The 21420-nt window shown below is 59.5% G+C and carries 25 protein-coding genes; 10 read left to right on the forward strand and 15 right to left on the reverse strand.

The features are described from left to right. Positions 1-20: 20 nt before the first annotated feature. Both AACL53_RS03945 and AACL53_RS03950 read right to left on the reverse strand, forming a co-directional pair. A complete protein-coding gene (locus AACL53_RS03945; RefSeq protein ID WP_339082693.1) occupies positions 21-671 on the reverse strand; it encodes a hypothetical protein in 651 nt (216 codons plus the stop codon). A 290-nt stretch (positions 672-961) separates the two neighbouring features. Next, on the reverse strand, positions 962-1345 hold the full coding sequence (locus AACL53_RS03950) for a flagellar export protein FliJ (RefSeq protein ID WP_339082695.1): 384 nt from the start codon (positions 1343-1345) through the stop codon (positions 962-964). Between the two features lie 684 nt (positions 1346-2029). Here AACL53_RS03950 and AACL53_RS03955 point away from each other — a divergent pair. Together AACL53_RS03955 and AACL53_RS03960 are read left to right on the forward strand one after the other, a co-directional pair. Then, a complete protein-coding gene (locus AACL53_RS03955; protein WP_045836896.1) occupies positions 2030-2728 on the forward strand; it encodes a response regulator transcription factor CtrA in 699 nt (232 codons plus the stop codon). 15 nt (positions 2729-2743) lie between these two features. Beyond that, entirely contained in the window at positions 2744-2899 is a 156-nt protein-coding gene (locus tag AACL53_RS03960) for a hypothetical protein (RefSeq protein WP_339082698.1), read from the forward strand. A 61-nt stretch (positions 2900-2960) separates the two neighbouring features. Here AACL53_RS03960 and AACL53_RS03965 read toward each other — a convergent pair whose 3' ends face one another. After that, positions 2961-4307, reverse strand: coding sequence for an outer membrane protein (locus AACL53_RS03965; protein WP_339082700.1), 1347 nt, complete (start codon positions 4305-4307; stop codon positions 2961-2963). Positions 4308-4495: 188 nt separating this feature from the next. Here AACL53_RS03965 and AACL53_RS03970 point away from each other — a divergent pair, with 188 nt between their 5' ends. After that, positions 4496-5158, forward strand: coding sequence for an MBL fold metallo-hydrolase (locus tag AACL53_RS03970; protein WP_339082702.1), 663 nt, complete (start codon positions 4496-4498; stop codon positions 5156-5158). Positions 5159-5179: 21 nt separating this feature from the next. Here the strand turns inward: AACL53_RS03970 and AACL53_RS03975 are convergent, their stop codons facing one another. Together AACL53_RS03975 and AACL53_RS03980 are read right to left on the reverse strand one after the other, a co-directional pair. Further along, the gene (locus AACL53_RS03975; protein ID WP_339082704.1) at positions 5180-5554 is read right to left on the reverse strand and encodes a hypothetical protein; all 375 of its coding nucleotides are present in this window, start codon (positions 5552-5554) and stop codon (positions 5180-5182) included. Positions 5555-5586: 32 nt separating this feature from the next. Continuing rightward, positions 5587-6129, reverse strand: coding sequence for a hypothetical protein (locus AACL53_RS03980; protein WP_339082706.1), 543 nt, complete (start codon positions 6127-6129; stop codon positions 5587-5589). 280 nt (positions 6130-6409) lie between these two features. Here AACL53_RS03980 and AACL53_RS03985 point away from each other — a divergent pair, with 280 nt between their 5' ends. After that, positions 6410-6913: a hypothetical protein gene (locus tag AACL53_RS03985; RefSeq protein ID WP_092864504.1), complete on the forward strand. Its 504-nt coding sequence runs from the start codon at positions 6410-6412 to the stop codon at positions 6911-6913. Positions 6914-6931: 18 nt separating this feature from the next. Here the strand turns inward: AACL53_RS03985 and AACL53_RS03990 are convergent, their stop codons facing one another. From AACL53_RS03990 to AACL53_RS04000, 3 genes are all read right to left on the reverse strand, one after another. Continuing rightward, on the reverse strand, positions 6932-7534 hold the full coding sequence (locus AACL53_RS03990) for a histidine phosphatase family protein (RefSeq protein ID WP_339082709.1): 603 nt from the start codon (positions 7532-7534) through the stop codon (positions 6932-6934). A 129-nt stretch (positions 7535-7663) separates the two neighbouring features. Further along, on the reverse strand, positions 7664-8305 hold the full coding sequence (locus AACL53_RS03995) for a histidine phosphatase family protein (RefSeq protein ID WP_339082711.1): 642 nt from the start codon (positions 8303-8305) through the stop codon (positions 7664-7666). An 18-nt stretch (positions 8306-8323) separates the two neighbouring features. Beyond that, positions 8324-8716 (reverse strand): acyl-CoA thioesterase, encoded by a 393-nt coding sequence (locus AACL53_RS04000; protein WP_339086875.1) that lies wholly within the window; start codon positions 8714-8716, stop codon positions 8324-8326. A 261-nt stretch (positions 8717-8977) separates the two neighbouring features. On the opposite strand from AACL53_RS04000, the gene AACL53_RS04005 reads away from it, so the two are divergent. Further along, positions 8978-9280, forward strand: a complete 303-nt coding sequence (locus AACL53_RS04005; RefSeq protein ID WP_339082713.1) for a hypothetical protein — start codon at positions 8978-8980, stop codon at positions 9278-9280. Between the two features lie 106 nt (positions 9281-9386). Further along, complete coding sequence (locus AACL53_RS04010; RefSeq protein ID WP_339082715.1) at positions 9387-9929, forward strand: DUF3617 family protein; 543 nt, start codon at positions 9387-9389, stop codon at positions 9927-9929. A 60-nt stretch (positions 9930-9989) separates the two neighbouring features. Here AACL53_RS04010 and AACL53_RS04015 read toward each other — a convergent pair whose 3' ends face one another. The 4 genes from AACL53_RS04015 to uvrB all read right to left on the reverse strand — a co-directional run bounded on the left by AACL53_RS04015 (position 9990) and on the right by uvrB (position 14659). Then, positions 9990-10568: a type 1 glutamine amidotransferase domain-containing protein gene (locus AACL53_RS04015; RefSeq protein ID WP_339082717.1), complete on the reverse strand. Its 579-nt coding sequence runs from the start codon at positions 10566-10568 to the stop codon at positions 9990-9992. A gap of 104 nt (positions 10569-10672) precedes the next feature. After that, positions 10673-10966 (reverse strand): GYD domain-containing protein, encoded by a 294-nt coding sequence (locus AACL53_RS04020; protein WP_339082719.1) that lies wholly within the window; start codon positions 10964-10966, stop codon positions 10673-10675. Between the two features lie 148 nt (positions 10967-11114). Then, positions 11115-11807, reverse strand: a complete 693-nt coding sequence (locus AACL53_RS04025) for a phytanoyl-CoA dioxygenase family protein (protein WP_339082721.1) — start codon at positions 11805-11807, stop codon at positions 11115-11117. A 5-nt stretch (positions 11808-11812) separates the two neighbouring features. Next, positions 11813-14659 carry an excinuclease ABC subunit UvrB gene (gene uvrB / locus AACL53_RS04030; RefSeq protein WP_339082723.1) on the reverse strand — a complete coding sequence of 949 codons (2847 nt, stop codon included), beginning with the start codon at positions 14657-14659 and terminating at the stop codon, positions 11813-11815. A gap of 331 nt (positions 14660-14990) precedes the next feature. Here uvrB and AACL53_RS04035 point away from each other — a divergent pair, with 331 nt between their 5' ends. Both AACL53_RS04035 and AACL53_RS04040 read left to right on the forward strand, forming a co-directional pair. Further along, positions 14991-15164, forward strand: coding sequence for a PsiF family protein (locus AACL53_RS04035; protein ID WP_339086876.1), 174 nt, complete (start codon positions 14991-14993; stop codon positions 15162-15164). 116 nt (positions 15165-15280) lie between these two features. Further along, a complete protein-coding gene (locus AACL53_RS04040; RefSeq protein ID WP_339082725.1) occupies positions 15281-16012 on the forward strand; it encodes an SDR family NAD(P)-dependent oxidoreductase in 732 nt (243 codons plus the stop codon). A 72-nt stretch (positions 16013-16084) separates the two neighbouring features. On the opposite strand, the gene AACL53_RS04045 is transcribed toward AACL53_RS04040, so the two are convergent. Together AACL53_RS04045 and AACL53_RS04050 are read right to left on the reverse strand one after the other, a co-directional pair. Further along, entirely contained in the window at positions 16085-16570 is a 486-nt protein-coding gene (locus AACL53_RS04045) for a hypothetical protein (RefSeq protein WP_339082727.1), read from the reverse strand. Between the two features lie 89 nt (positions 16571-16659). Then, the gene (locus AACL53_RS04050) at positions 16660-17124 is read right to left on the reverse strand and encodes a hypothetical protein (RefSeq protein ID WP_339082729.1); all 465 of its coding nucleotides are present in this window, start codon (positions 17122-17124) and stop codon (positions 16660-16662) included. A gap of 304 nt (positions 17125-17428) precedes the next feature. On the opposite strand from AACL53_RS04050, the gene AACL53_RS04055 reads away from it, so the two are divergent. Then, positions 17429-18631 carry a pyridoxal phosphate-dependent aminotransferase gene (locus AACL53_RS04055; RefSeq protein WP_339082731.1) on the forward strand — a complete coding sequence of 401 codons (1203 nt, stop codon included), beginning with the start codon at positions 17429-17431 and terminating at the stop codon, positions 18629-18631. Between the two features lie 76 nt (positions 18632-18707). Here AACL53_RS04055 and AACL53_RS04060 read toward each other — a convergent pair whose 3' ends face one another. Next, on the reverse strand, positions 18708-18956 hold the full coding sequence (locus tag AACL53_RS04060; protein WP_339082733.1) for a hypothetical protein: 249 nt from the start codon (positions 18954-18956) through the stop codon (positions 18708-18710). A gap of 361 nt (positions 18957-19317) precedes the next feature. Here AACL53_RS04060 and AACL53_RS04065 point away from each other — a divergent pair, with 361 nt between their 5' ends. Further along, positions 19318-21402: an elongation factor G gene (locus AACL53_RS04065; protein WP_339082735.1), complete on the forward strand. Its 2085-nt coding sequence runs from the start codon at positions 19318-19320 to the stop codon at positions 21400-21402. The last annotated feature ends 18 nt before the right edge of the window (positions 21403-21420 follow it).

The raw sequence follows: 21420 nt of genomic DNA on the forward strand, positions 1-21420 counted from the left end.
TCGACACATCAGAGAAAAGTCTAAGGTTGCTGGGCCGGCTTGGCCTGAGCAGCTTTGAGCTTGGTCTTTTGATCCTTACTCTTCTTCGCAGGCTGTGCTGCGTTCGCCGTTTCGGGCGGCGCGGGAATCCAGCCGGGAGTTGGAGAGGTGGTTGCGCATCCATCCGTGCCTTTCGCCCAACGCGAGATATCGTCCGTCATAGCGGCGGCGAAGGCATTCGGCATTTTCCTGTTTTCAGCCGTCAGATTGGCAGAAGCGTCTCCCGTCGGCAGAATGGCGATGAGGAAGGCTTTGGGTCCACGCGGATTGGGCTGTGACGGATCACGTTCATGAATGACGATCTCGGCCTTGCCGCCGCGTGACGGCGCGTCCGCGGTCGCATGGAAGACGTAATCTTTCTTCAACGGGCCGCCGACCGGGAACCAGCAGGTCATCGCGCCTCGTGCCAACCTCGAATAAATCTCGGTCGCCGATCCAGTCGCGCCCGGTATCAGCTTGCCGCCTTGGGGTTCGCCGGGCAATGCGGCGACCGTCGGGGTGGTTTCACTGGTCGGCTGAATGCTCAGCGACTGCAATTGTGACTGCAATTCCGGGGCGTTGCCGGCGCAACCCGTCAACGCCGCTATGGAGAGCAGCGCCGGCACCACTATTGATGGACGGCGAACAGGCATTTTTCCCCGAGCGGCGGCTCACATAGACTCATTGGATGAACACAAATGCGAGTTGCAACTCGTGCCCGCCTCGCCCGATTTGAGCAAGAGGTCACAAGTGCTTAAACGGCGAAGCCAACAGAAATTGGAGGGGAGAAAGGCGGCGTCTTTCAGGCGGGCCGCGTCGCCGTGGTCTTGGTGGCCTGAGGTCTTGGAGGCCGGTCAGGAGAATGGGGCCAGGAGGCCGAGGGACCCGGGCTCTGCATCAGAGCCCGGAGTCATAGGTTTGTTCGGCGATGGGCCGGGCTTATTCAGCGAAGGGCTGTAATTCCGAACGGCCGGTCACGACGGCCGGCGCGGGGATCGTCGAGATTGGCGGCCTGCTGGGCGGCGCGAGAAAATTGCTCGACCGTATCGTCGCGCTCGCGAACGGCGGCTGAGAGTTTTTCGCGGAGGCCTTCGGTTGACTGTCTGAGGTTGTCACGGCGCTGAGCGGCCGCTTTCGCGAACGTCGAATAAGAAAAGTGTGCCCGGTCGCGAATGCCCGTTCGATCTTCCTCGAGTTGGATCTGGCGTTCGAGATCCGAAGCCATTTGATCGAATTCGCGGATAATTCTTTCTAGGTCGTCGACCTTTCTAGACTTCTCTTCTACTTCCCGACGCTTCAGGCGCATGGCCAGATCACGTGACTTCATCGTCCGATACCCCAAACAAATTCGAACTTGTCTCTGTCCTCAGGATACCCAAGAAGCGTGCCAATCAAGAATAAGGCTTTGCTGCTACAGCAACCATGAAGAAATTGCGTTAATTCCGATGGGCCGCCGCGTTGCACCAGCGTCCGAAGACCCTGAAAATATGTATGACATACTGCACTTAAGTTGCGGTAAAGCAACGGGTAACTATTTCTGACGACGCGTCCCGTTTGGGGGCAAAATTTAGTCCGAGGCGGTCTAGGGCATTCTTCCGAATTCTGTTAGCTCTTGATTCGAGCCGAATGCAGGTCAGAAGCGATCGGAGAGGTCAGGTAACGGGGTGGGCGCCTCGAAATCGGACCTCGCGGAAGATCTGTCGGCGGTCGAGAGGGGCACAGTTCTAATATTTTGATGTAATGGCGGGCCATGCTCTGGCGCGAACGAGGATCTTTTTGCCTCGCGACCGGCAGCAGCGCGACCCGCTTCGCGGAAGTCATGTCTCCAAGTAGTTGCTGCCAGAACACCGGCAAGTCGCTGCATGGTGAATTAGCTAACGCGAATTAGGGTTTGTTAACCTCTCGTCGCTAACTTCCTAACGATCGCTTAGCTCGATTGTTTTGCGTTTTCTTTGAGCGAAGGACAGACATAGCGCGGACACGGATCGTATAGGGCACCAGAGGGACGGTCATGCGGGTTCTACTCATTGAAGACGACAGTGCCACGGCGCAGAGCATCGAGCTTATGCTTCAGTCGGAAGGTTTTAACGTTTACACGACGGACCTCGGCGAAGAGGGTGTCGATCTAGGTAAGCTTTATGATTACGATATCATTCTCCTAGATCTCAATCTCCCGGATATGAGCGGTTACGAAGTTCTGAAGACACTTCGCGTTGCGAAGGTCGGAACGCCGATTCTTATTCTGTCGGGTCTTGCAGGTATCGACGACAAGGTTCGTGGTCTCGGCTTCGGCGCCGATGACTACATGACGAAGCCCTTCCATAAGGATGAGCTCGTCGCACGCATTCAAGCAATCGTGCGCCGTTCGAAAGGTCACGCCCAATCGGTTATCGAAACCGGCGACCTTCGCGTCAATCTCGACACCAAAACAGTCGACGTCAATAACCAGCGCGTACATCTGACAGGTAAAGAATATCAGATGCTCGAGCTTCTTTCGCTCAGAAAGGGCACGACGCTGACCAAGGAGATGTTCCTTAATCATCTCTACGGCGGAATGGATGAACCTGAGTTGAAGATCATCGACGTCTTTATCTGCAAACTCAGGAAGAAGCTTCAGGCCGCGACCGGCGGCAAGCACTACATCGAAACGGTGTGGGGCCGCGGTTACGTGCTGCGCGATCCGGGACATGAAGGTTCCGAAGCCGCTTAATCCAATCGCGTTCGAATGGTTTTGATCACGCGCACAGGGGCCATGACGGCCCTTGTCGTGTTTCTGGGGTGGCTTCTGCGATCCTGCGACCGGTTTTACTTCAATGGTTCGGCGACCGGTGCGCCGTTGCCGACGCACAGCGTCATCGCGCTCTCAGTCATTGTCGCCTAAATGCGATCAGGGGCCCGCGAGGACCCCTGAATCAATTTCTGCAATGCCTTCCCGGCTAGCGTCAGGGACGCCAGTTGATAGAGAGGCGGCCGGTCTGGATGTCGGGATCGATGTGCGCCGATATGAAGCCTGGTTCTGCGAATAGCGGCAAGTTCTCGCTCGCCAGATCGATGTAGCGGTATTCGGCTTTGAGCGAGAGCGAGTCCCAGATTTTGGTTTCGACACCGGCGCCGATGAACGCGCCTGATATGCGCTTTGAATCGTAGAGCACGCCCGAGTCCGTGCCCAGAATGCTGATCGTGGTCTGTTCCATTCCCGCGTTCGCATAGCCGCCGCTGACGAACAGCAAGGTGTCGGGAGTGGTGAGGTAACCGAGCCTACCGCCGACCATCAGGATGTTCTTAAAGCCGCCGTGGCTGCTCCAAAGTTCCTGGCTATCAACTCCATCACTAGCAGAATTGCTGTCATGGTAGGTCAGGTTAGAGAAATCCGCGTCGAAAAACGTGCCGACGACGAACCGTTGTCTGAACTGATAGTCGTAGCCGACCGATGCCGAGATGAAGCCGCCGTCATTGCTGACCGGATTGTTAAAAGGACCTGCACCCGGGCCGAAGGATTCCTGCTTATGGGCCACGCTATAGCCGGTACCGAAGCCCAGGTATGGGCCGGTCCAGCTCGAGGTGATCGGCGGGATCGAATTGTCGACTACGTCCTTTTTGCCGTCACCAAAGCGATAGTTCAGTGACATCCGGATTGTTTGGACTTGCGGCTTGAACCTTTCGGTGAGGACATTTTCGATCTTCACTTCCTCGGTCTGCATCGATGTATAGCGGTACTCCGCCTTCAGACTGAAGCCGTTACCGATCAATGTTTCAACACCACTTCCCAGGAAGTAGCCGTTGAAGCTTCCGAGCTTCGCGCGGATCGGGTCGGAGCCGAAATTGAGGGTTACGTCACTCGGATCAGAATGGGCGTATCCGAACGTGGAGAAAAAGAGCGTCGACGGCGCGACGAGATAGCCGACCCGGCCGCCGACCGAAAGCTGATCCCCGATCTTAAAGTGCCCTATGTCGGGCGGAAGGAGACTGGAAAAGCGGGTATCGATGTCGGAGAAATCGTAGTCGACGAAAGCGCCTACGACCAGAGGTCCGAACAGGGCGTGATCATAGCCGGCGCTCAGAGTGAGGAAGCCGCCCGTACCTGCTTGGCCGTCCTTCATCGAGTTGACGGCGATGGGATCTTGATCGAATACCGTCAAAAACGAGTTACCAGTGCGGGTGTTCGTCATCCCGTAGCCGCCGCCGATACCGATATACGGTCCTGCCCAGTCATTGGCAGCAGCTGGCACCGCGGCGGCAATCGATGTGCCTGCGGCGACGAATGCGAGACTGGCAAGATTTCTAATCATGGCTCTCCCAGGGTCCTCAGACGACGGTTTTGTCTGTGGGCTTCAATGCGCAAGTTTCGGGCAAATATGCCCCGCTGATTGATATCGTTATCTGATTCGCGGACTAAGGAAGACATCGCGCCAACGGGCCGCTTCGCGATGGACGGTGGATTGTTTTAAGAGACACAGAGCAATACGGAGTTAGACCTATGAGTGATGCGCGTCCCAACCCTTCATCTCCGCTCAAGGCGGCGATTGTCCGCGTGACGCCCTTCGAGCAGAATTGCACGCTGATTTGGGACGACGTGACAAAGGTCGGCGCTGTTGTCGATCCGGGCGGGGATCTCGATCGCATCGAGCGGGGAATCAAAGAAGCGGGAATCACAGTCGAGAAAATTCTGCTGACGCACGGCCACATCGATCACGCGGGCGGCGCTGCCGATCTCCGCGACCGGCTTGGCGTGAAGATCGAAGGTCCGCATCGCAACGATGCCGTGCTGCTCGACGCGCTCGAGAAGCAGGGGGAGATGTACGGCGTCGACGGTGTTCGCAACGTGAAGCCCGATCGTTGGCTGGACGAGGGCGACAAGGTCACGGTCGCCGGACACGAGTTCGAGATTTTTCATTGCCCCGGACATTCGCCAGGGTCGGTCGTCTTTTTCGACCGGCGGCAGAGATTTGCGCTGGTCGGCGACGTGATATTCCGCGGATCGATCGGGCGGACCGATTTTGCCTACGGCGACCACGACGCATTAATATCGTCGATCAAGACCAAGCTTCTGCCGCTCGGCGACGATATCGCGTTTATTTGCGGTCATGGTCCGCCGAGCCAGTTCGGGCCGGAGCGGCTGACCAATCCGTTTCTGGTCTAAAAGTTCGCGAGGCTTCGGCGGTCAGAACGAAAACGTGTACGAGCCGCCGAGGCAGCCGAAAATTCCGCATTCGCGCTGCAGCGTGCCGTAGCCGCCGCTCGAGATCGAGTTATCGTTGTCGCCGAAGAAATCGACCGTTTGAACGCGAAGCGTCTCTTCGCAGCTTCTTCTGCAATCTACCCATGCGCCACGCGGAAGCTGTACTTGCCAGCCCCATTTGGGGGCTCGCCGGACCACGCTCGAGATCTGGCCATTGCCGAAGCGGCTGTAAGCGGTAATCACCTCGCCCTGTTTGTAGTCCGACCGGAGGCGGCCGATGTGAGCCTCCGCAGCGGGCGGGATAGCGGTGATGAAGGCCGCGGCGGCAGCGGCAGCTGCCAGCATTTTTGCGCGCATAGAGAATCTCATCCTTTGGCTTGGCTTTTCCGCTAACGCGACATTGAAATGTTGACGCCCTTGAACGACGGTCCGCTCGTCGCGACGGTTACGGAGTGGGAGCCGCCCGAAATCGCGACCGACATCGACCCGCTGATGCCGCCGCTGATCGCAAGGTTCATTCTATTGGGGGATGCCTTTCCCGCCACGGTGCCGGACTGATTGTACGTACGCTCCTCCCAGTCGCCGCTCACCGTGCCGTTGGCATTGGTGAGATTGGCTCTGAGCTCGACCTTTGCGGAAGCGTTGGCGCAGCGGATCGAAAGACCGAGATTGGTCGGGCCGCCGTTGTTCGTGTAGTAGCCTTTGCAGCGGAGGCTTTCCGTCTTGCCATTATCGAAGCGGGCGGTGCCCGATCCGGACCACGTGCCGGCAAGCTCGACGAATGGATTGTCCGACGCCGCTACGGCGGGATTGAAGGATAAGGCCACGCCGACCGCTACGACGGAGGCCCACGCCGATATTGACGCTGCAAGTCTGTGATTGCGCACCACGAATTCTTCCTTCCAAACGGTGAGCCCCCGAAGCGGCGACATTATTGTCTGATGTAAGCCGATTTGCGAGCCATATGGGAACGGCGCTGCTGCGCGTTCAAACGTGTTGCCGACGGGCGACAGTGGGGTTGCATCCTCCGGAAGCGTCCTCGCTTCCAGAACGACGTGTAGCCCGCGAGTTACCCAAATGCGGCCTACAAAGGGTCGCGATCCGATTTCAAACTCCCGGTATTGTTAGGTGGCGCTGAGAAGACAGCGGCTTTTGCCGTGGGTGGGACTCGGGGTGCGCCATGGCCAATATCAATGTTGAGGGAGTTGAATCATGGGTCGGGCGTACCGCATTGGCACGTATGTCGTTGTTGCAAGTATTTCAAGCCTGATTGCTACGGAGAACCGCGCGGCCGCGCCAATCGACCCGCTGGCGAGCCTCGCGGGACGTTGGGTGGGGATGGCGACGATGACGTCCATGTCGGGGCCGGCGTCGAACTTCAAATGCGTCGTGACCTACGTAGAACGCAAGGACGGCGTGCAGGGAATGCGTCAGACGCTGCGCTGTGACGACGGTTCGAACTTCAAGCTCCACGCCGCGACCGACCTTTCCGTGGAAGGCGAGAAGGTTACGGGCGCATGGCAGGACAAGATCAACGACATTGGCGGCACGGTCTCGGGCATCGTAACGGCCGACGGCTTCGACGTGCAGCTCTCGGGTCAGTTCTTTGAAGCCCACATGGCGGTTGCCGGGCAGGGCTGCGATCAGTCCGTCAAGGTTCTTCCGCGCAATCCAGACGTCTTCCGGGAACTCGCAGCGACTCTGAAGAAGTGCTGAGCCGACTGACGCTTGCTTTCAGAACGGCTCGACGATCTGACAGACGACCGGCGGCGCGTTCGATTTCTGATCGTAGCGGAAATCGAGGATCAGATTGAAAACGTCTTGGGGCCATGAGGCTGGGTAGCTGCCATCACGGCCGCCGAGAAGCGCCGCGATCTCCGGCAGCTTGCCGTGGTGCCAGCAGATGACAATCGTTTTCCCGTGATAGCCGGGCTTCGAAAAGATCTCGGCGACGAGGCTCTTGAAGGCCTTGTCCTCAATATGGTGCTGAACTTCGATGCCGAGAGCGGCGGCGAGGGGCCTCATTGTTTCTATCGAACGGATCGAGCGCTTCGAGCGGGCCGCCGCGTATATGAAATCGGGACGGCCGAACGTCTCGGGGATGTAGGTCACGAGACGCTGGGCGCGCTTGGTGCCTTCGGCCGATAGCAGGATGTCGCTGGTATCTCCGGTCTTCTCGGCGTGACGCATCAGCAGGATGCGGCCCGGGCCGCCCGCGGGGTGATGCGTTGCCGTTATCTCTTCCGCAGGGGCGCCGCGCAGCGCCGCCCAGAGCGATTTGGCGCGCGCGCACAGCCATGCCTTCATACCGCGGGCCGGTTCCGCAGACTCTTTCAAATGCCGTTCCTTCCGTGAGTTTCCGTCATTCGCGCATCGCGCGAGTTGCGCAAGCGGCCCCAGTTGTCGTTGTCGTCGCGCCCGCGTTTTCGTCGAAGCGCGAGGACTTTGCAATGATCTCGCAGATCTTCAAAACGGTTCGATGACGCGATTGACGGTCGGTGCACTGCCCGAGTTCGGATCGTATTGCAAATCGAGGACGAGGTTATAGGCGTCCTCCGGCCATGGATCGGGATAGCTACCGGTTGGGGCGCCGAGCAGCGCTGCGATCGCGGGTAAGTTTCCGTGATGCCAGCAGATGACGAGGGTTTTTCCCTTGAAGTCGGGATCGTCGAAAATCTCCTGAATGAGATCGGCGAAATCGCGATTTTCGAAATCGTGCATCACATTCATTCCGAGCGTGTCCGCGAGCGGCTGGACGGTTTCTCGCGGGCGGTTTGAATGCTTCGAATGGGATGTGGCGATGATGAAATCGGGTTTGCCGAACGTTTGCGGAATGTAGGTCGCGAGATGTTCAGCGCGCGCATGACCGGCGTCCGACAAATCCTCGTCTTCGGGATCGTCGGTCTTGTCGGCATGGCGCATCAGGATGATGCGCTTCGGTCCGCCCATGAAGTGTTGGATCGGTGCATAGTCGCTGGCCTGCTCGCGCGCCGAGGCGGTGCTGGCCCATTCGCCGTTGGTCTGCAGAAGGACAATCAGCGGGGCGATGCTCATCGCGACAAGTGCCGCCGTTGCGAAGCGCCGATATAGGGCAGTGACGCTTTTCATGCTTTTTCTCCGGCTGAGCTAGACCCACGTTTCGCCATCGGCAGAGTCGGGCAAGGCCCTCGGCCGGCCGTTCTCATCCAGGGCGACGAATGTGAAATGGGCGCGGGTGACGCACGTCTGGTTTTCGCGGTCGCGCGGCCGCCTCCAGGCTTGAACGTCGAACGTCATCGAGGACCGCCCGCGCTTGATCATGCGCGCCCAGACCGTCAATTCGTCTCCGACTTTGACGGGCTCGTGAAAGCTCATGCCCTCTACAGCAACGGTGGCGCAGCGCCCCTGGCTAACGCGTGCCGCGGCGCTGCCGGCGGCGAAATCCATCTGGGACATGATCCAGCCGCCGAAGATATCGCCCGAGGGATTGGTGTCGGCCGGCATTGCAATGGTGCGAATGACCGGATCGCCGGTGGGCATGGGCAGATGCGGGGCTGTTCGATGCCGCTTCTTCTCGGGTGTTTCGACCTTCATGTCCGCGAACCTTTCCGTAAGCGGACGATGCCGCGATCTTTCATGAGCCTTACCCGTTGCCCCCGGAAATGGCCAGCAACGGTGGAGGGACGACGTGCAGCATAGCGCCCAAGTTGCAAAGCCGGGCACATCGTCAATCCTTACGCAACCTTCGTTGCCTAATTTTGGCGAATAGGCCTCACAACTGATTCGAGTTGCGATACCGCCATGACGTCCGCCACCCCCGATCGCGAACTGCTGCAGCAACTCGCGAACATCCCTGAAGTTGCGCTCAGCGGTTTTTCCGTGCGGGAGGGCCTCTCCGGAACGGGCGTGACGGTGATGAAGGGCCGGAATTATTTCGGCAGCTGGCGGGCGGTGGATCGGCAACTTGTGTGGGTCCCGGCAAACCTGACTGAACCGGGCCACATCGTCGAAACGGTCGACGAGGCCGTTCGCCATACCCTGCTCCTCATTTTAAAGAGCATCGAAACGACGCGCACGAAGCCTCCCCGCTCGATCGCAAGCTGATCCGCCGGGACCAAGGCCGGATCGCGATCAAAAATTCGACTAGCGAACGGGTTTCAGTTCGGGAAAATTGGCGTGACATGGACGCCATTAGCCCGGAGCATTGCCCTTGAACTTGAAGATGACCTCTCGGACGTTATCGCCCGTCCTATTTCTTGTTTTCGCAGTGTCCGCCGCCGCCGATCCGATCGAGCTGCCGGCGCGCAAGCCTGGCTATTGGGAAATCGTCATGACGCATAAAGAGAATGCGCCGCCGATGACGCTCCATGCTTGCATCGATGCGGCAACCGACAAAGCCATGATGGATGCTGGAACCGACGCGATGCAGAGCATGTGTTCCGAGCGCCAGGTCAAGCGCGAGGGCGATGCCTATGTTTGGGATTCGACGTGCACGATGGAGTCCATGAAGACGACGTCGCATGTGGTGATCACCGGCGATTTCCAATCTGCCTATCAGATGACGATCAGCGGCGAGATCAGCGGTCTCGGCGTACCTCAGAAAATTGTCACGACGCAAAAGGCGAAGTGGCTCTCGGATGCTTGTCCCGCCGGAGTAAAGGCAGGTGACCTGCAAATGCCGGGCGGGCTCACGGTCAATGCCAGCGATATGATCAAATCGCTGGGCGTGGCGAAGACGCCCTGGCGGCCTTAGCTTTCGAAGTGAAATTCGATGGGGTTGCCGCGGCCGCCGCCTCGGCGGCCGCAGTTATCCTTACGCGGCGAGCACCGCGCGGTCGTGCTTTCCTTCCTCGATTTCTTCGATGATCTTCGCAACGAAGGCTTCGATATCGCCGGGGTTACGGCTCGTTACGATGCCGTCGTCGGATACCACGGGTTCATCGACCCAGTGGGCGCCAGCGTTGATCATATCCGTTTTGATCGAGGTGTAGGATGTCGCCTTGCGGCCCCGCACGGCGTTGGCTTCGATCAACAGCCACGGTGCGTGGCAGATCGCAGCGACGACCTTGCCGTCGGCGAGGAAGGCCTTGATGAGCTTAATCGCTTCGGGGTTCTGGCGCAGCGTGTCGGGGTTCATCTGCCCGCCGGGCAGCACGATGGCGTCGTAGAGCGAGGTCGACGCTTCGCCCAGTTCCATGTCGACTTTGACGGGCTTGCCCCAGTCATGATTTTGCCAGCCGATGATCGAGTCCTTCTGCTTCCGCTGTTTCGGCGCGGCGACATGCACTAGCTGGGCGACCGCCTTCAACTTTTCGCGCGGAACGTCGAGTTCCGATTGCTCGAAACCGTCGGTCGCGAGAATGAGAATTTTTGCTTTCGAGATCTTGGGCATTGGAGGGTCCTCGATTGCCTTGCAACTGAGAAACAACCAATCGAGCTTGTGGGTAGTTCCGCTCTGCGGCAACGAGCGGCCTCAGGCGCTCTAGCCGATGTCGCTCACACCATTTTATTGAGGATTCTGCCCATTTCCTCGAATGAAAAGGCGCGCAGTGTTTGCGTTCGCACATTGCCGCGGGTGGCGACGCTCAATGCCAACGCTGTGGCCGTCTCATCGTCGGGCGCCTCGCAGATCGCGACGGAGTCGAAAGTCCCGATCGTCCAATAGATGTCCTTGACCGTGACGCCAGCATTGGTGGCCATGGCTTTGAACTTGTCGCCACGGCTAATCGTGTCTTTGGCGTCGTGAATGCCTTTGTCCGTGAAGTTGGCAAGAATGATATACGTTGCCATGAGAGCCTCCATAGTGGTGGTGCTCCCCGTTGGCGCGGATGTTAGATCGCGCAACCGATCAAATGTAGCAAAATCTACCGGTTCCTACCGGCTGGTCCTACTGCCCTGGGCGTCCGGTTTTCTTGGGGCGGCCGCGGCGGCTCTTTAGTCAAATTCCGGCCCACCTCAACGGAGAGGGCAAATCATTGGCCGCATAATCGACCATCAGCAGCCTCCGGCGGGCTTGGCTGCGAGAGGCATCGGAGGCGTGTACGATTGCGGTTGCGCAAATCCAAACGTCACCGGGCTCGGCCAAGCACAAAACCTCCGGGCATTGTGCAATGACCTTTGGTATTGCGTCCGTCGGGATGCGTCCTTTCCGATGAGATCCAGCAGCGACACGCAACGGGCCGTTGTCGTTACGGCATGGATCAAGGTAGGCACGGAGCGAGATCATACCCTCAATGAAGGAGAAGGGCGGTTCGACATGGACGGCCCCCGACTTCGTCGTCCAAGGGCCAAAGCCAGGCATATCGATCTTTTCGCGAACGACGACCGTTCGGTCTTGATGCCAACCGAGTGCCCAGTTGGTTTGAGCGCTTTTGTCGAAGAAGACGGCGCGTACGGCACGCGCATTGTTTCCTAATCTAGCCGTAGCAAGTCGATCGAACGTTCGATCGGACGAAAGAAGCTTTCGTACCGTTTCATCACCAACGAGGCGAGAGCCCGGTGCGCCGTTTCGCTGACGTTCTGCAAGCTCCGCAAATTCTTCCAATTCAGTGATTGTCAATGCGTGTTCGACTTTTTCGACGCCATCAATTGAAAGCGATAGTGCGTCGGCGCTGCGGTACTGCGCTGTCATTGGTCCTACTGCCCCGGGCGTCCGGTTTTCTTGGGGCGGCCGCGACGGCTCTTCTTCTCGGCGCCGCCCTCGTATTCGCGTGTCCGCGTCGGCATCGTTATGCGCGGGGGCTTTTCGCCGGATTTTACCGGCAGCGATGCGTGCGGCCCCATTTCGTCGAGCGTCGGTTTATGCGGGCCTGCGATTTTCTCGCCGAATGCACCGGCTTTTACGCGGCTATCGACGTGCTGCGTGCGAGCCGGGACAGGCCGGTCCGTGCCCGGCCCCATGTCGTCGAGCGAAGGTTTCTTAACGCGAGATGTCGACTGTGCGTACGTCGGCTGCACGGGTTCGTATTCCGTTTGCACGCGGCTTGCATCGGGTTTGGACGGCGGAACGTTGGCGCTCGGCCCGTACTTTCGCGAACCCTTGAAGCTGCCGGCCTTGTCTTCGACTTCGGACTGCCGCGCCAGTGGATCGTCGGCGATCGCGAGCTCGGTGTCGCGCAGTCGCTTGACCTCGTCGCGCAGTCTCGCTGCCGTTTCAAATTCCAGATCGGCCGCTGCTTCTTTCATGCGCCGCTCCATGTCGGCGATGACGGCTTGGAGGTTGTGCCCAAGCACCTGCACGTTCTCGCCATCGGCGAGGCCGGCATCGACTGTCACGTGATCCTGCTCGTAGACCGACTGCATGACGTCTTGGATGTTGCGCTTGATGCTTTCCGGCGTGATGCCGTTGGCTTCGTTCCAAGCGATCTGCTTCTCGCGACGCCGGTTCGTTTCGGCCATCGCGCGTTCCATCGACCCGGTGACCTGATCGGCGTAGAGAATGACCTTGCCGTCGACGTTGCGCGCGGCGCGGCCGATGGTCTGCACGAGGGACGTTTCCGAGCGCAGGAAGCCTTCCTTGTCGGCATCGAGGATGGCGACCAAAGCGCATTCCGGAATGTCGAGACCTTCGCGCAGCAGGTTGATGCCGATCAGAACATCATAAGCGCCGAGGCGAAGATCGCGGATGATCTCGATACGCTCCAGCGTTTCGATATCGGAGTGCATGTAGCGCACGCGAATGCCGTTCTCATGCATGTATTCGGTCAGGTCTTCGGCCATGCGCTTCGTCAGCACGGTGACGAGCGTGCGATAGCCCTTCTGCGAGACCTGACGCACTTCGTCGAGAAGGTCGTCGACCTGTGATTTGGCGGGGCGTATTTCGACGGGCGGATCGATCAATCCGGTGGGGCGAATGACCTGCTCGGCGAAGGTGCCGCCGGTCTGCTCGAGTTCCCAACTTGCGGGCGTCGCCGACACGAATACGGATTGCGGCCGCATCGCGTCCCATTCCTCGAAGCGGAGCGGCCGGTTATCCATGCAGGAGGGCAGGCGGAATCCGTACTCGGCGAGCGTCGCCTTGCGCCGGAAGTCGCCGCGGAACATGCCGCCGATTTGCGGTACCGTTACGTGGCTCTCGTCGGCGAAGACGAGGGCGTTGTCGGGCAGGTATTCGAACAGCGTCGGGGGCGGATCGCCGGGATTGCGGCCCGTCAGATAGCGCGAATAGTTTTCGATGCCGGCGCAGGAGCCGGTCGCTTCCATCATCTCCATGTCGAACGTCGTGCGCTGTTCGAGACGCTGGGCTTCGAGAAGCTTACCCGAGGCATAAAGCTCTTCGAGGCGCTGCTTCAGCTCCTTCTTGATCGACTTGATCGCCTGCTGCAGTGTCGGCTTCGGTGTCACGTAGTGCGAATTTGCGTATAGCTTCACGAGCGCAAGTTCGTCGGTCTTGTTGCCTGTCAGCGGATCGAACTCGACGATGGATTCGATCTCGTCGCCGAACATCGAGAAACGCCAGGCGCGGTCCTCTAAGTGGGCCGGGAAAACTTCGACGGTGTCGCCGCGCGCGCGGAATGTACCGCGGACGAAATTTTGATCGTTGCGGCGGAAGTGTAGAGCGACGAGATCGGCCAGCAACTGGTCGCGCGAGAGCTGCTCTCCAACGCGAACCGTGAAGGTCATGGCCGTGTAGGTTTCAACCGAGCCGATACCGTAGATGCACGATACGGACGCGACGATGATGACGTCGTCGCGCTCGAGGAGCGCGCGCGTCGCGGCGTGGCGCATGCGGTCGATCTGTTCGTTGATCGAGGCTTCTTTCTCGATGTAGGTGTCCGTGCGCGGTACGTAGGCTTCGGGCTGGTAGTAGTCGTAATAGGAAACGAAGTATTCGACAGCGTTTTCCGGGAAGAAGCTCTTGAACTCACCGTAGAGCTGCGCTGCGAGCGTTTTGTTCGGCGCGAGGATGAGCGCCGGACGCTGCGTCCGCTCAATGACGTGGGCCATCGTGAATGTTTTGCCGGAACCCGTTACGCCGAGGAGCACCTGGTTCTGGTTGTGTTTGCCGACGCCCTCGACGAGCTCCGCAATGGCTTGCGGCTGATCGCCTTTCGGCTGGTAGTCCGAGACGATTTTGAAGGGGACGCCGCCTTCGCTTTTCTCGGGCCGCTCCGGCCGATGAGGAACGAACATCGGCATCCCGCCCGAGACGATCGGGTGGGTCGCCATCAGCGGCTGCCGTGACAGAAGCTCGTTCGCCCGTTCGGAGCGCTCCTGCGGCTTGGTCAGCAGCGCAGTAAGGCTATCGGTCAGGCTTTCGCTGCCCATTGGCGGGCGCGGCCCGGACTGGCGCAGCGCTGGCAGGTTCGGAAGTCCCGTCGCTCCGCGCTTCGGCGAAAAGTCTGCGGGTGCGAAATAGGAACCCGCTTCTCCAAAGCCCGGCGTTCCGGCCTCCGTCTCCATAGGAGGCTGAGTCGGTTTTCCCGACTTGCCGCGGGAAGGGCGAGGTGCTTTCGAGCCGGGTGTTTTTGATGGTGCTGACACGGACTGAATATAGGAAAGGAGGCCTTAGTTATAAATGCCGATTTGACGCCACTTTGACGCTACGGTGTCACGCCTGCGCAATAGCAAAAATTCAGAGCAATTGGTTCCCCAAAATTCTCCTTACGGAAGAGTAAGTTCGGTCGTTCTTCGCGGGGTGATAGCGAAGCGGGACCAACTTGGAGTTCGTGCGTTATCCGGTTGGGAGTTGGGGGCCGCTTCCGGCCGAACCCCATTCGGCCGGTTCTGGCGGACAATAACCCAAATAGCGAATACGGAGACTTCAATGATCACCACCAAATTGATTGCTGCTGCAGTTGCCGCCACGTTCGTGATGGGCACAGGAGCCGCATTCGCCGCCGCCACCGAAAAGTCGACTGCGTCCATGGAATGCTCGAAGCAGGCGGATGCCAAGGGTCTGCACGGCAAGGAGCGGAAGAAATTCCGCGAGACTTGCAAGCATGAGATGATGCATTCGAACACGATGAAGCCGGAAGAGAAGAAATAAGGAAGCCGGTCACCGCATCATCGACTAGGTGAGAGACCCCGCCGTCCCCGGTGGGGTTTTTCCTTATGGCGGCAAGATGCGGGGACAACGTGGTATTCATTGCGCGGAGGCGCATCATGCCGCACACGGAAAATTCCAAAACTGCGCTCGTCACGGGCGCCAGCCGGGGCATCGGATTTGAGATCGCCCGTCAGCTCGCAGCCCAGGGTTTCAACGTCCTCGCCGGTGTGAGAACGCGCGATAAGGCAGTCAAAGCGTCAGAAGACTTCGAGAAGGCGGGCGTCACCGTTACGCCGGTCGTTCTCAACTTGGCAGACTCGGGACGATTGTCGGCTGTGCTTACCGAACTCGAACTCACGTCTTCGCCGATCGACGTTCTCGTGAACAACGCCGCTATTCTGATCGACGGACCGGGTGGCTTCGACTCCAGTTTCTTCGACATGACGGACGACGTCTTCGAGCGAACGTGGGAGACGAACGTGTTGGGAGCGGCCGTTACGATGCGTGCACTCATGCCCGGCATGCTCACACGGGGCTATGGGCGCGTCGTCAATATGTCGTCTCTTGCGGGGCAGCTGAGCAACATGGGCTCAGGCTATCCGGCCTATCGCGTGTCGAAGGCAGCGCTGAATGCTTTGACTCGCGTGGTGGCTGCGGAAATTGCGGCGTCGGGCACGAATGTGAAGGTGAACGCTTGCTCGCCGGGCTGGGTCAGGACCGCCATGGGGGGCGAGGCTGCGCCTCGTTCGCCGGAGCAGGGCGCGGAAACCGCGATCTGGCTCGCGACGCTGGATAGCGCTGGGCCGAACGGCGGATTTTTTCAGGACCACGAACAGCTGCCGTGGTGAGACGGTGGACTTTGGTTGGCGATGGCCAATCCCCTTGCGGGGAGCCAGCCGCCATCGCCGACGCTCAAACTGTTAAAGCGTGCGGCCGGTGCGGCCAGCTACGACAGGGGCGCCGCCCTGTTGGATTTCCATGACGAAGCGGATCGGCCGAGCGGCGGTGTCACCCAAGTCACGCGCGGTCACGAGCACCAAGTGGGTTGGTCTCGACGACGTGTCGATCTGGGTGATTTGCGGCGAGAAGTCCGCAACGGTTGCGACTTCCAGCGTGCGCCGGACGCCGCCGAGGTTCATGGATATCTGATCGCCGACAGAGATAGCCTTGGTGACGGGGGTCGTGCCGTCGCGCATGGCGGTCAGCCAGAAGTCTTCCGAACCCGAGATCGGGGGCGTGGCCGATGCGACTTGCTTGGCCTCGACGCTGGTTCTGTTGAGGGCAGTCTGGAAACTCTTCCGGAGGACGGTTTCGCTGTTGGCGAAAAACAATGCGCCAGCGATAGCGGCAACGGCAGCGCCGGCCGTCAAGCCCAACCAGAATGGTTTCAGTTCCTGCTTCGTCATGCTTCGGCCTCCAGCATTCCTATCAGGTTGGCGGAACGGCGCAGATGCCCGCTCACCGTTCCCAGAGGTACAGTCGAGATTAAGGCAATTCAATAGCGCGTCACGCCACATCGGCCGCATACCCTATCCCGGCCGGTGGAAACGGCAAGATTCGGGGTGTAGGTTCGCCGAAGATGCCTAAGAAACGCTAAGTTCAGTGCGGCCATCAGGGAAAATGCCACCCCGAGCAATCCCCAAGCCGCCGTTTGGCTGGTTTGGCGGTAGATCGCTTCGGCGGGCGAGCTGGCGGTCGCTATGGCGACGATGGGCAGCGGGCCCTGCTCGGCAAGGGCCTTTACGGCGGCCGGACTGGCCGCGCGTGCGAGGCCTGCGAATGCGGCCGGGCTCGTCCCGGCATTGACCGGCGCCACAAATAGCGTCGAGACCAGAACAAATGCCAATCCGGCGACGGTTGCGTCTATGAAGGGCCGCCAAACGTGGCATCGGTACTTCTTCGAGTTCGGCGCGCCGATCCGTCCACGCGCACGAGATTCCGGCTTAACGCTGGCTGGCATTGTCTCAATTCCTCCCGCTCGTCATCAACTTGGTAAGCAGATCACGTTGGGTGAATGTTGAACCGGGCTTCTGGGCGGCCATGGGTTCGGATTATGGCGCAAGCTTATCAAATGGCGCTTTCCGGATGATTTTGGTGCATTTGTTGCACCGTCGCATCAGAGGTCGCGACGGCTGCCCCGCTCCAGGGAAAACGCTGCCTTGCAACAGGGAAACATTGCAATTTCGGTCCATGCCGCTTATTTCGCGACGCGAAACGCTTAATCTCAATCCCGATAACTCAATCCGATAACAGGCCGCTTGAACATGGGCTTCATCGCCGACACTCTGAACCGAATCCAACCCTCCGCGACAATCGCCGTTTCGATGAAGGCGCGGCAGCTCAAGGCGCAAGGACGAGACATCGTCTCGTTGTCCGCCGGGGAGCCCGATTTCGACACGCCGCAGAACATCAAAGACGCTGCCAAGCGCGCGCTCGATGAGGGCAAGACGAAGTACACGGACGTCGACGGCATACCCGAACTCAAGGCGGCGATCGCCGCGAAGTTCAAGCGCGACAATGGCCTCGACTACAAACCGAGCCAGGTTTCGGTCGGCACCGGCGGCAAGCAGGTGCTCTATAACGCGCTGCTCGCGACGCTCAATCCGGGAGACGAGGTCGTCATCCCGGCGCCGTGCTGGGTTTCCTATGCCGACATCGTTCTGCTTGGCGGCGGCAAGCCCGTCTTCGCAGAGACGACCATCGAAGACGGCTACAAGCTGAAGGCGGAAGCACTCGAAAAGGCGATCACGCCGAAGACGAAGTGGTTCATCTTCAATTCGCCGTCCAATCCGACGGGTACGGCTTATTCGGCTGCCGACCTCAAAGTGCTGACCGACGTTCTCCTGAAGCATCCGCACGTGTGGGTTTTGACGGATGATATGTACGAGCACCTGCTCTACGACGGACTGAAATTCGCAACGCCGGCGCAAGTCGAGCCGAAGCTTTATGACCGCACACTGACGATGAACGGGCTGTCGAAGGCCTATTGCATGACCGGCTGGCGTCTCGGCTATGCGGCAGGTCCCGAGGTGCTCATCAACGCCATGCGCAAGCTGCAGTCGCAGTCGACATCCAATCCGTCGTCGATCGTGCAGTGGGCAGGTGTCGAAGCTCTCAACGGGCCGCAGGATTTTATCGCCGCCAACAACAAGATCTTCGTCGAGCGCCGCGATCTCGTCGTCAGCATGCTGAACCAGGCGAAGGGCTTGCAGTGCCCGAAGCCGCAGGGTGCGTTCTACGTCTATCCGAGCATAAAGGCGTTGATCGGCAAGACGAGCAAAACGGGCACGGTGATCAATAACGACGAAGATTTCGTCACTGCTTTGCTCGAGGAAGAAGGCGTTGCGGTCGTCCACGGAGCGGCCTTTGAAGGATCGCCGTCGTTCCGCGTTTCGTACGCGGCTTCGACCGATTCGTTGAAGGATGCCTGCACGCGCATTCAGCGCTTCTGCGGAAATCTCGCCTGAGACCAAAATCGGCGAAACAAAAAGCGCGCGACTTCGGTCGCGCGCTTTTCCAATTCTGCAGGGCGTTGTTCGCTTCTCAGGCCGGCGTTGCGCCGTGATGAACGAAGCGCTCGGTGAACCAATCCCACGCGTTGGCAATGTGGCCGGTGAGCGGCTTGCCATCGACGGCTGGGACAACCGGACGCCAAATCGCGATCGCCGTCGGCGGCTGCGACTTGAATTCAAACACCTGAGGTTCGGCGCCGAAAGCGTCGGGGAGTTGTTCTTCGGCGGCCATGACATATCCGGCAGCGTTGGCCGCGGACATCAACGTTTCGATACTCATAACCCAGCCTCGCATTTCCTGAGCCAATATCCCTCTGGCTCGTTCCGTATTTCTCGCCAGTGCCCTATGAACGCGCGAAACGCCGGAAGAGTTCACAATGCGACAAGTTTAAAGTTATTCAAGTTATTTTTGTCTTTCCGGACCCGTGCGGAAGGATATCGCGAGAAGTAGCTTTGGCAGCGCAGTATAGATCCTCCCGTATTCAGTAATTCTACCGCGTTGCAATAAATTTTTCACGAAACTGTGCGGTGATTCCCGTTGTGCCTCTTCCGCTTTGGAGCGACCATTCGCGGAGCCGCTCTCTTCCGAGGTGCGGGGCGCGGCTTGCATGGTCGCGCGCCTCGCAACATCGGAGGCAATCATGACGAGCTCAGATGGCCCGAAGGGCGGAAACGGCAATCAAAGTACCAGGTCTGGGGTCCGAGGCGCGCGATGCGTTGCGCTCATCGGACCCTTCGCCAGCGGTAAGACGACACTTCTCGAAGCCATACTCGCCCGCACCGGCAGCATTTCAAGGGCCGGTTCGATCGCACAAAATTCGACGGTCGGCGATAGTTCGCCGGAGGCCCGCGAGCACGCGATGAGCGTCGGCCTCAACGTTGCTGACACTTCATTTCTCGGTGAGAATTTCACGTTTATCGATTGTCCAGGCTCCGTCGAGTTCGCGCATGAGGGGACACTCGCGCTTCCTGCCTGCGATATGGCCGTCGTCGTTTGCGAAGCCGATCCGAAACGCGTCCCGGCTCTCCAAGTCATTCTCAAGCAACTCGATGAGGCCGGCGTTCCGCACATCGTGTTCCTGAACAAGATCGATACGTCGCCCATTCCGGTTCACGACGTCATTCCGAGCCTGCAGCCGGCAAGCGCCAAACCGCTTGTGCTGCGCCAGATGCCGATCTGGGAAAACGGGATAGCAACAGGCTTCGTCGACCTCGCGTCGGAGCGTGCGTATGTCTACTGCGAACATGCGTCGAGCAAGATCATCGAGCTGCCGTCAGCGATCGAAGCGCGCGAGAAGGAAGCGCGATTCCAGATGCTCGAGAAGCTCGCCGATTACGACGATGAACTGATGGAGCAGCTGCTCGCAGACATTCCGCCGCCGAACGACCGCGTTTTCGATGACCTCTCCAAGGAGCTTCGCGACGGCTTGATATGCCCTGTTCTCATCGGCTCAGCGGAGCACGGGCATGGAATCCTTCGGCTGTTGAAGGCGCTTCGTCACGAATGTCCGTCGGTCGAGGATACGGCGAAGCGGTTGGGGCTCGACGGTCTCAAATCCGCGGCTTACGTCTTCAAGAGCGTGCATACGAAGGCGGGCGGGAAACTGTCGTATACGCGCGTTTTTGCCGGTGAAATCGCCGATGGTGCGACGGTGACCGGCAGCAGCGGGCAGGAGCAGCGCGTCGCCGGTATCTTCACCATTCGCGGCGAAGAGGCGATCAAGCGCGGGCCCGCCAAGGCGGGCGATACGGTGGCGCTGGGACGGCTCGATTCTATGCACTCGGGCGAGACGATCGCAGTCGGCAAGACGGCAATAGCCCAACTGCGCGTGCCGGAGGCACCGCAACCGGCGCTCGCAATTGGGCTCGGCCTCAAGGATCGCAAAGACGAGGTGAAGCTTTCGTCCGCCGTCGCCAAGCTGATCGACGAAGACCCGTCGCTGGTGCTCGAACACAATGCCGAGATGCATCAAATTCTGCTGCACGGACAGGGCGAGATGCACCTTCGGGTGGCGCTCGAGCGGTTGATGCGAAAGTACGGTATCGACGTGGCGCGCGAGAAGCGGCGCGTGGGGTACAAGGAAACGATACGGTCGTCGACCGAGGTTCGCGGAAGGCACAAGAAGCAGTCGGGCGGGCATGGCCAGTTCGGCGATGTGAAACTCGACATCAAGCCGTTACCCAGAAGCGGCGGCATCACTTTCAGCGAGACGATCACCGGCGGGGCCATTCCGAAGAATTATATTCCGTCGGTCGAAATCGGCGTGCGCGATTACCTCAGCGAAGGTCCGCTCGGGTTTCCCGTCGTCGACGTCGCGGTGACGCTGACGGATGGGTCGTTTCACTCGGTCGACTCCTCCGACATGGCGTTCCGGCAGGCGGGGCGACTCGCGATGTCGGAAGGGTTGCCGAAATGCAATCCGGTTCTGCTCGAGCCGATCATGGCCGTATCGATCGCGGTGCCGTCGGAGTCGAATGCTCGGATCAACGGCATCATCTCGCAGCGGCGCGGCCAGATCCTCGGCTTCGACGCACGTCCGGGCTGGCCCGGATGGGATTTGATCCAGGCTCATATTCCTGAGGCGGAGATGGATAACCTGATCATCGATCTGAGATCGGCGACGGCAGGTGTCGGCTCGTTCACCTTCGGATTCGATCATCTGTCAGAGGTCGGCGGGCGGCTACGCGATCAGGTGCTCGCCGCGAACAGGGCTGCGGCGGAGTAAGGGCACTGTTTCAGACCG

The organism is Hyphomicrobium sp. ghe19, assembly GCF_902712875.1.
Classification (GTDB): Bacteria; Pseudomonadota; Alphaproteobacteria; order Rhizobiales; family Hyphomicrobiaceae; genus Hyphomicrobium_B.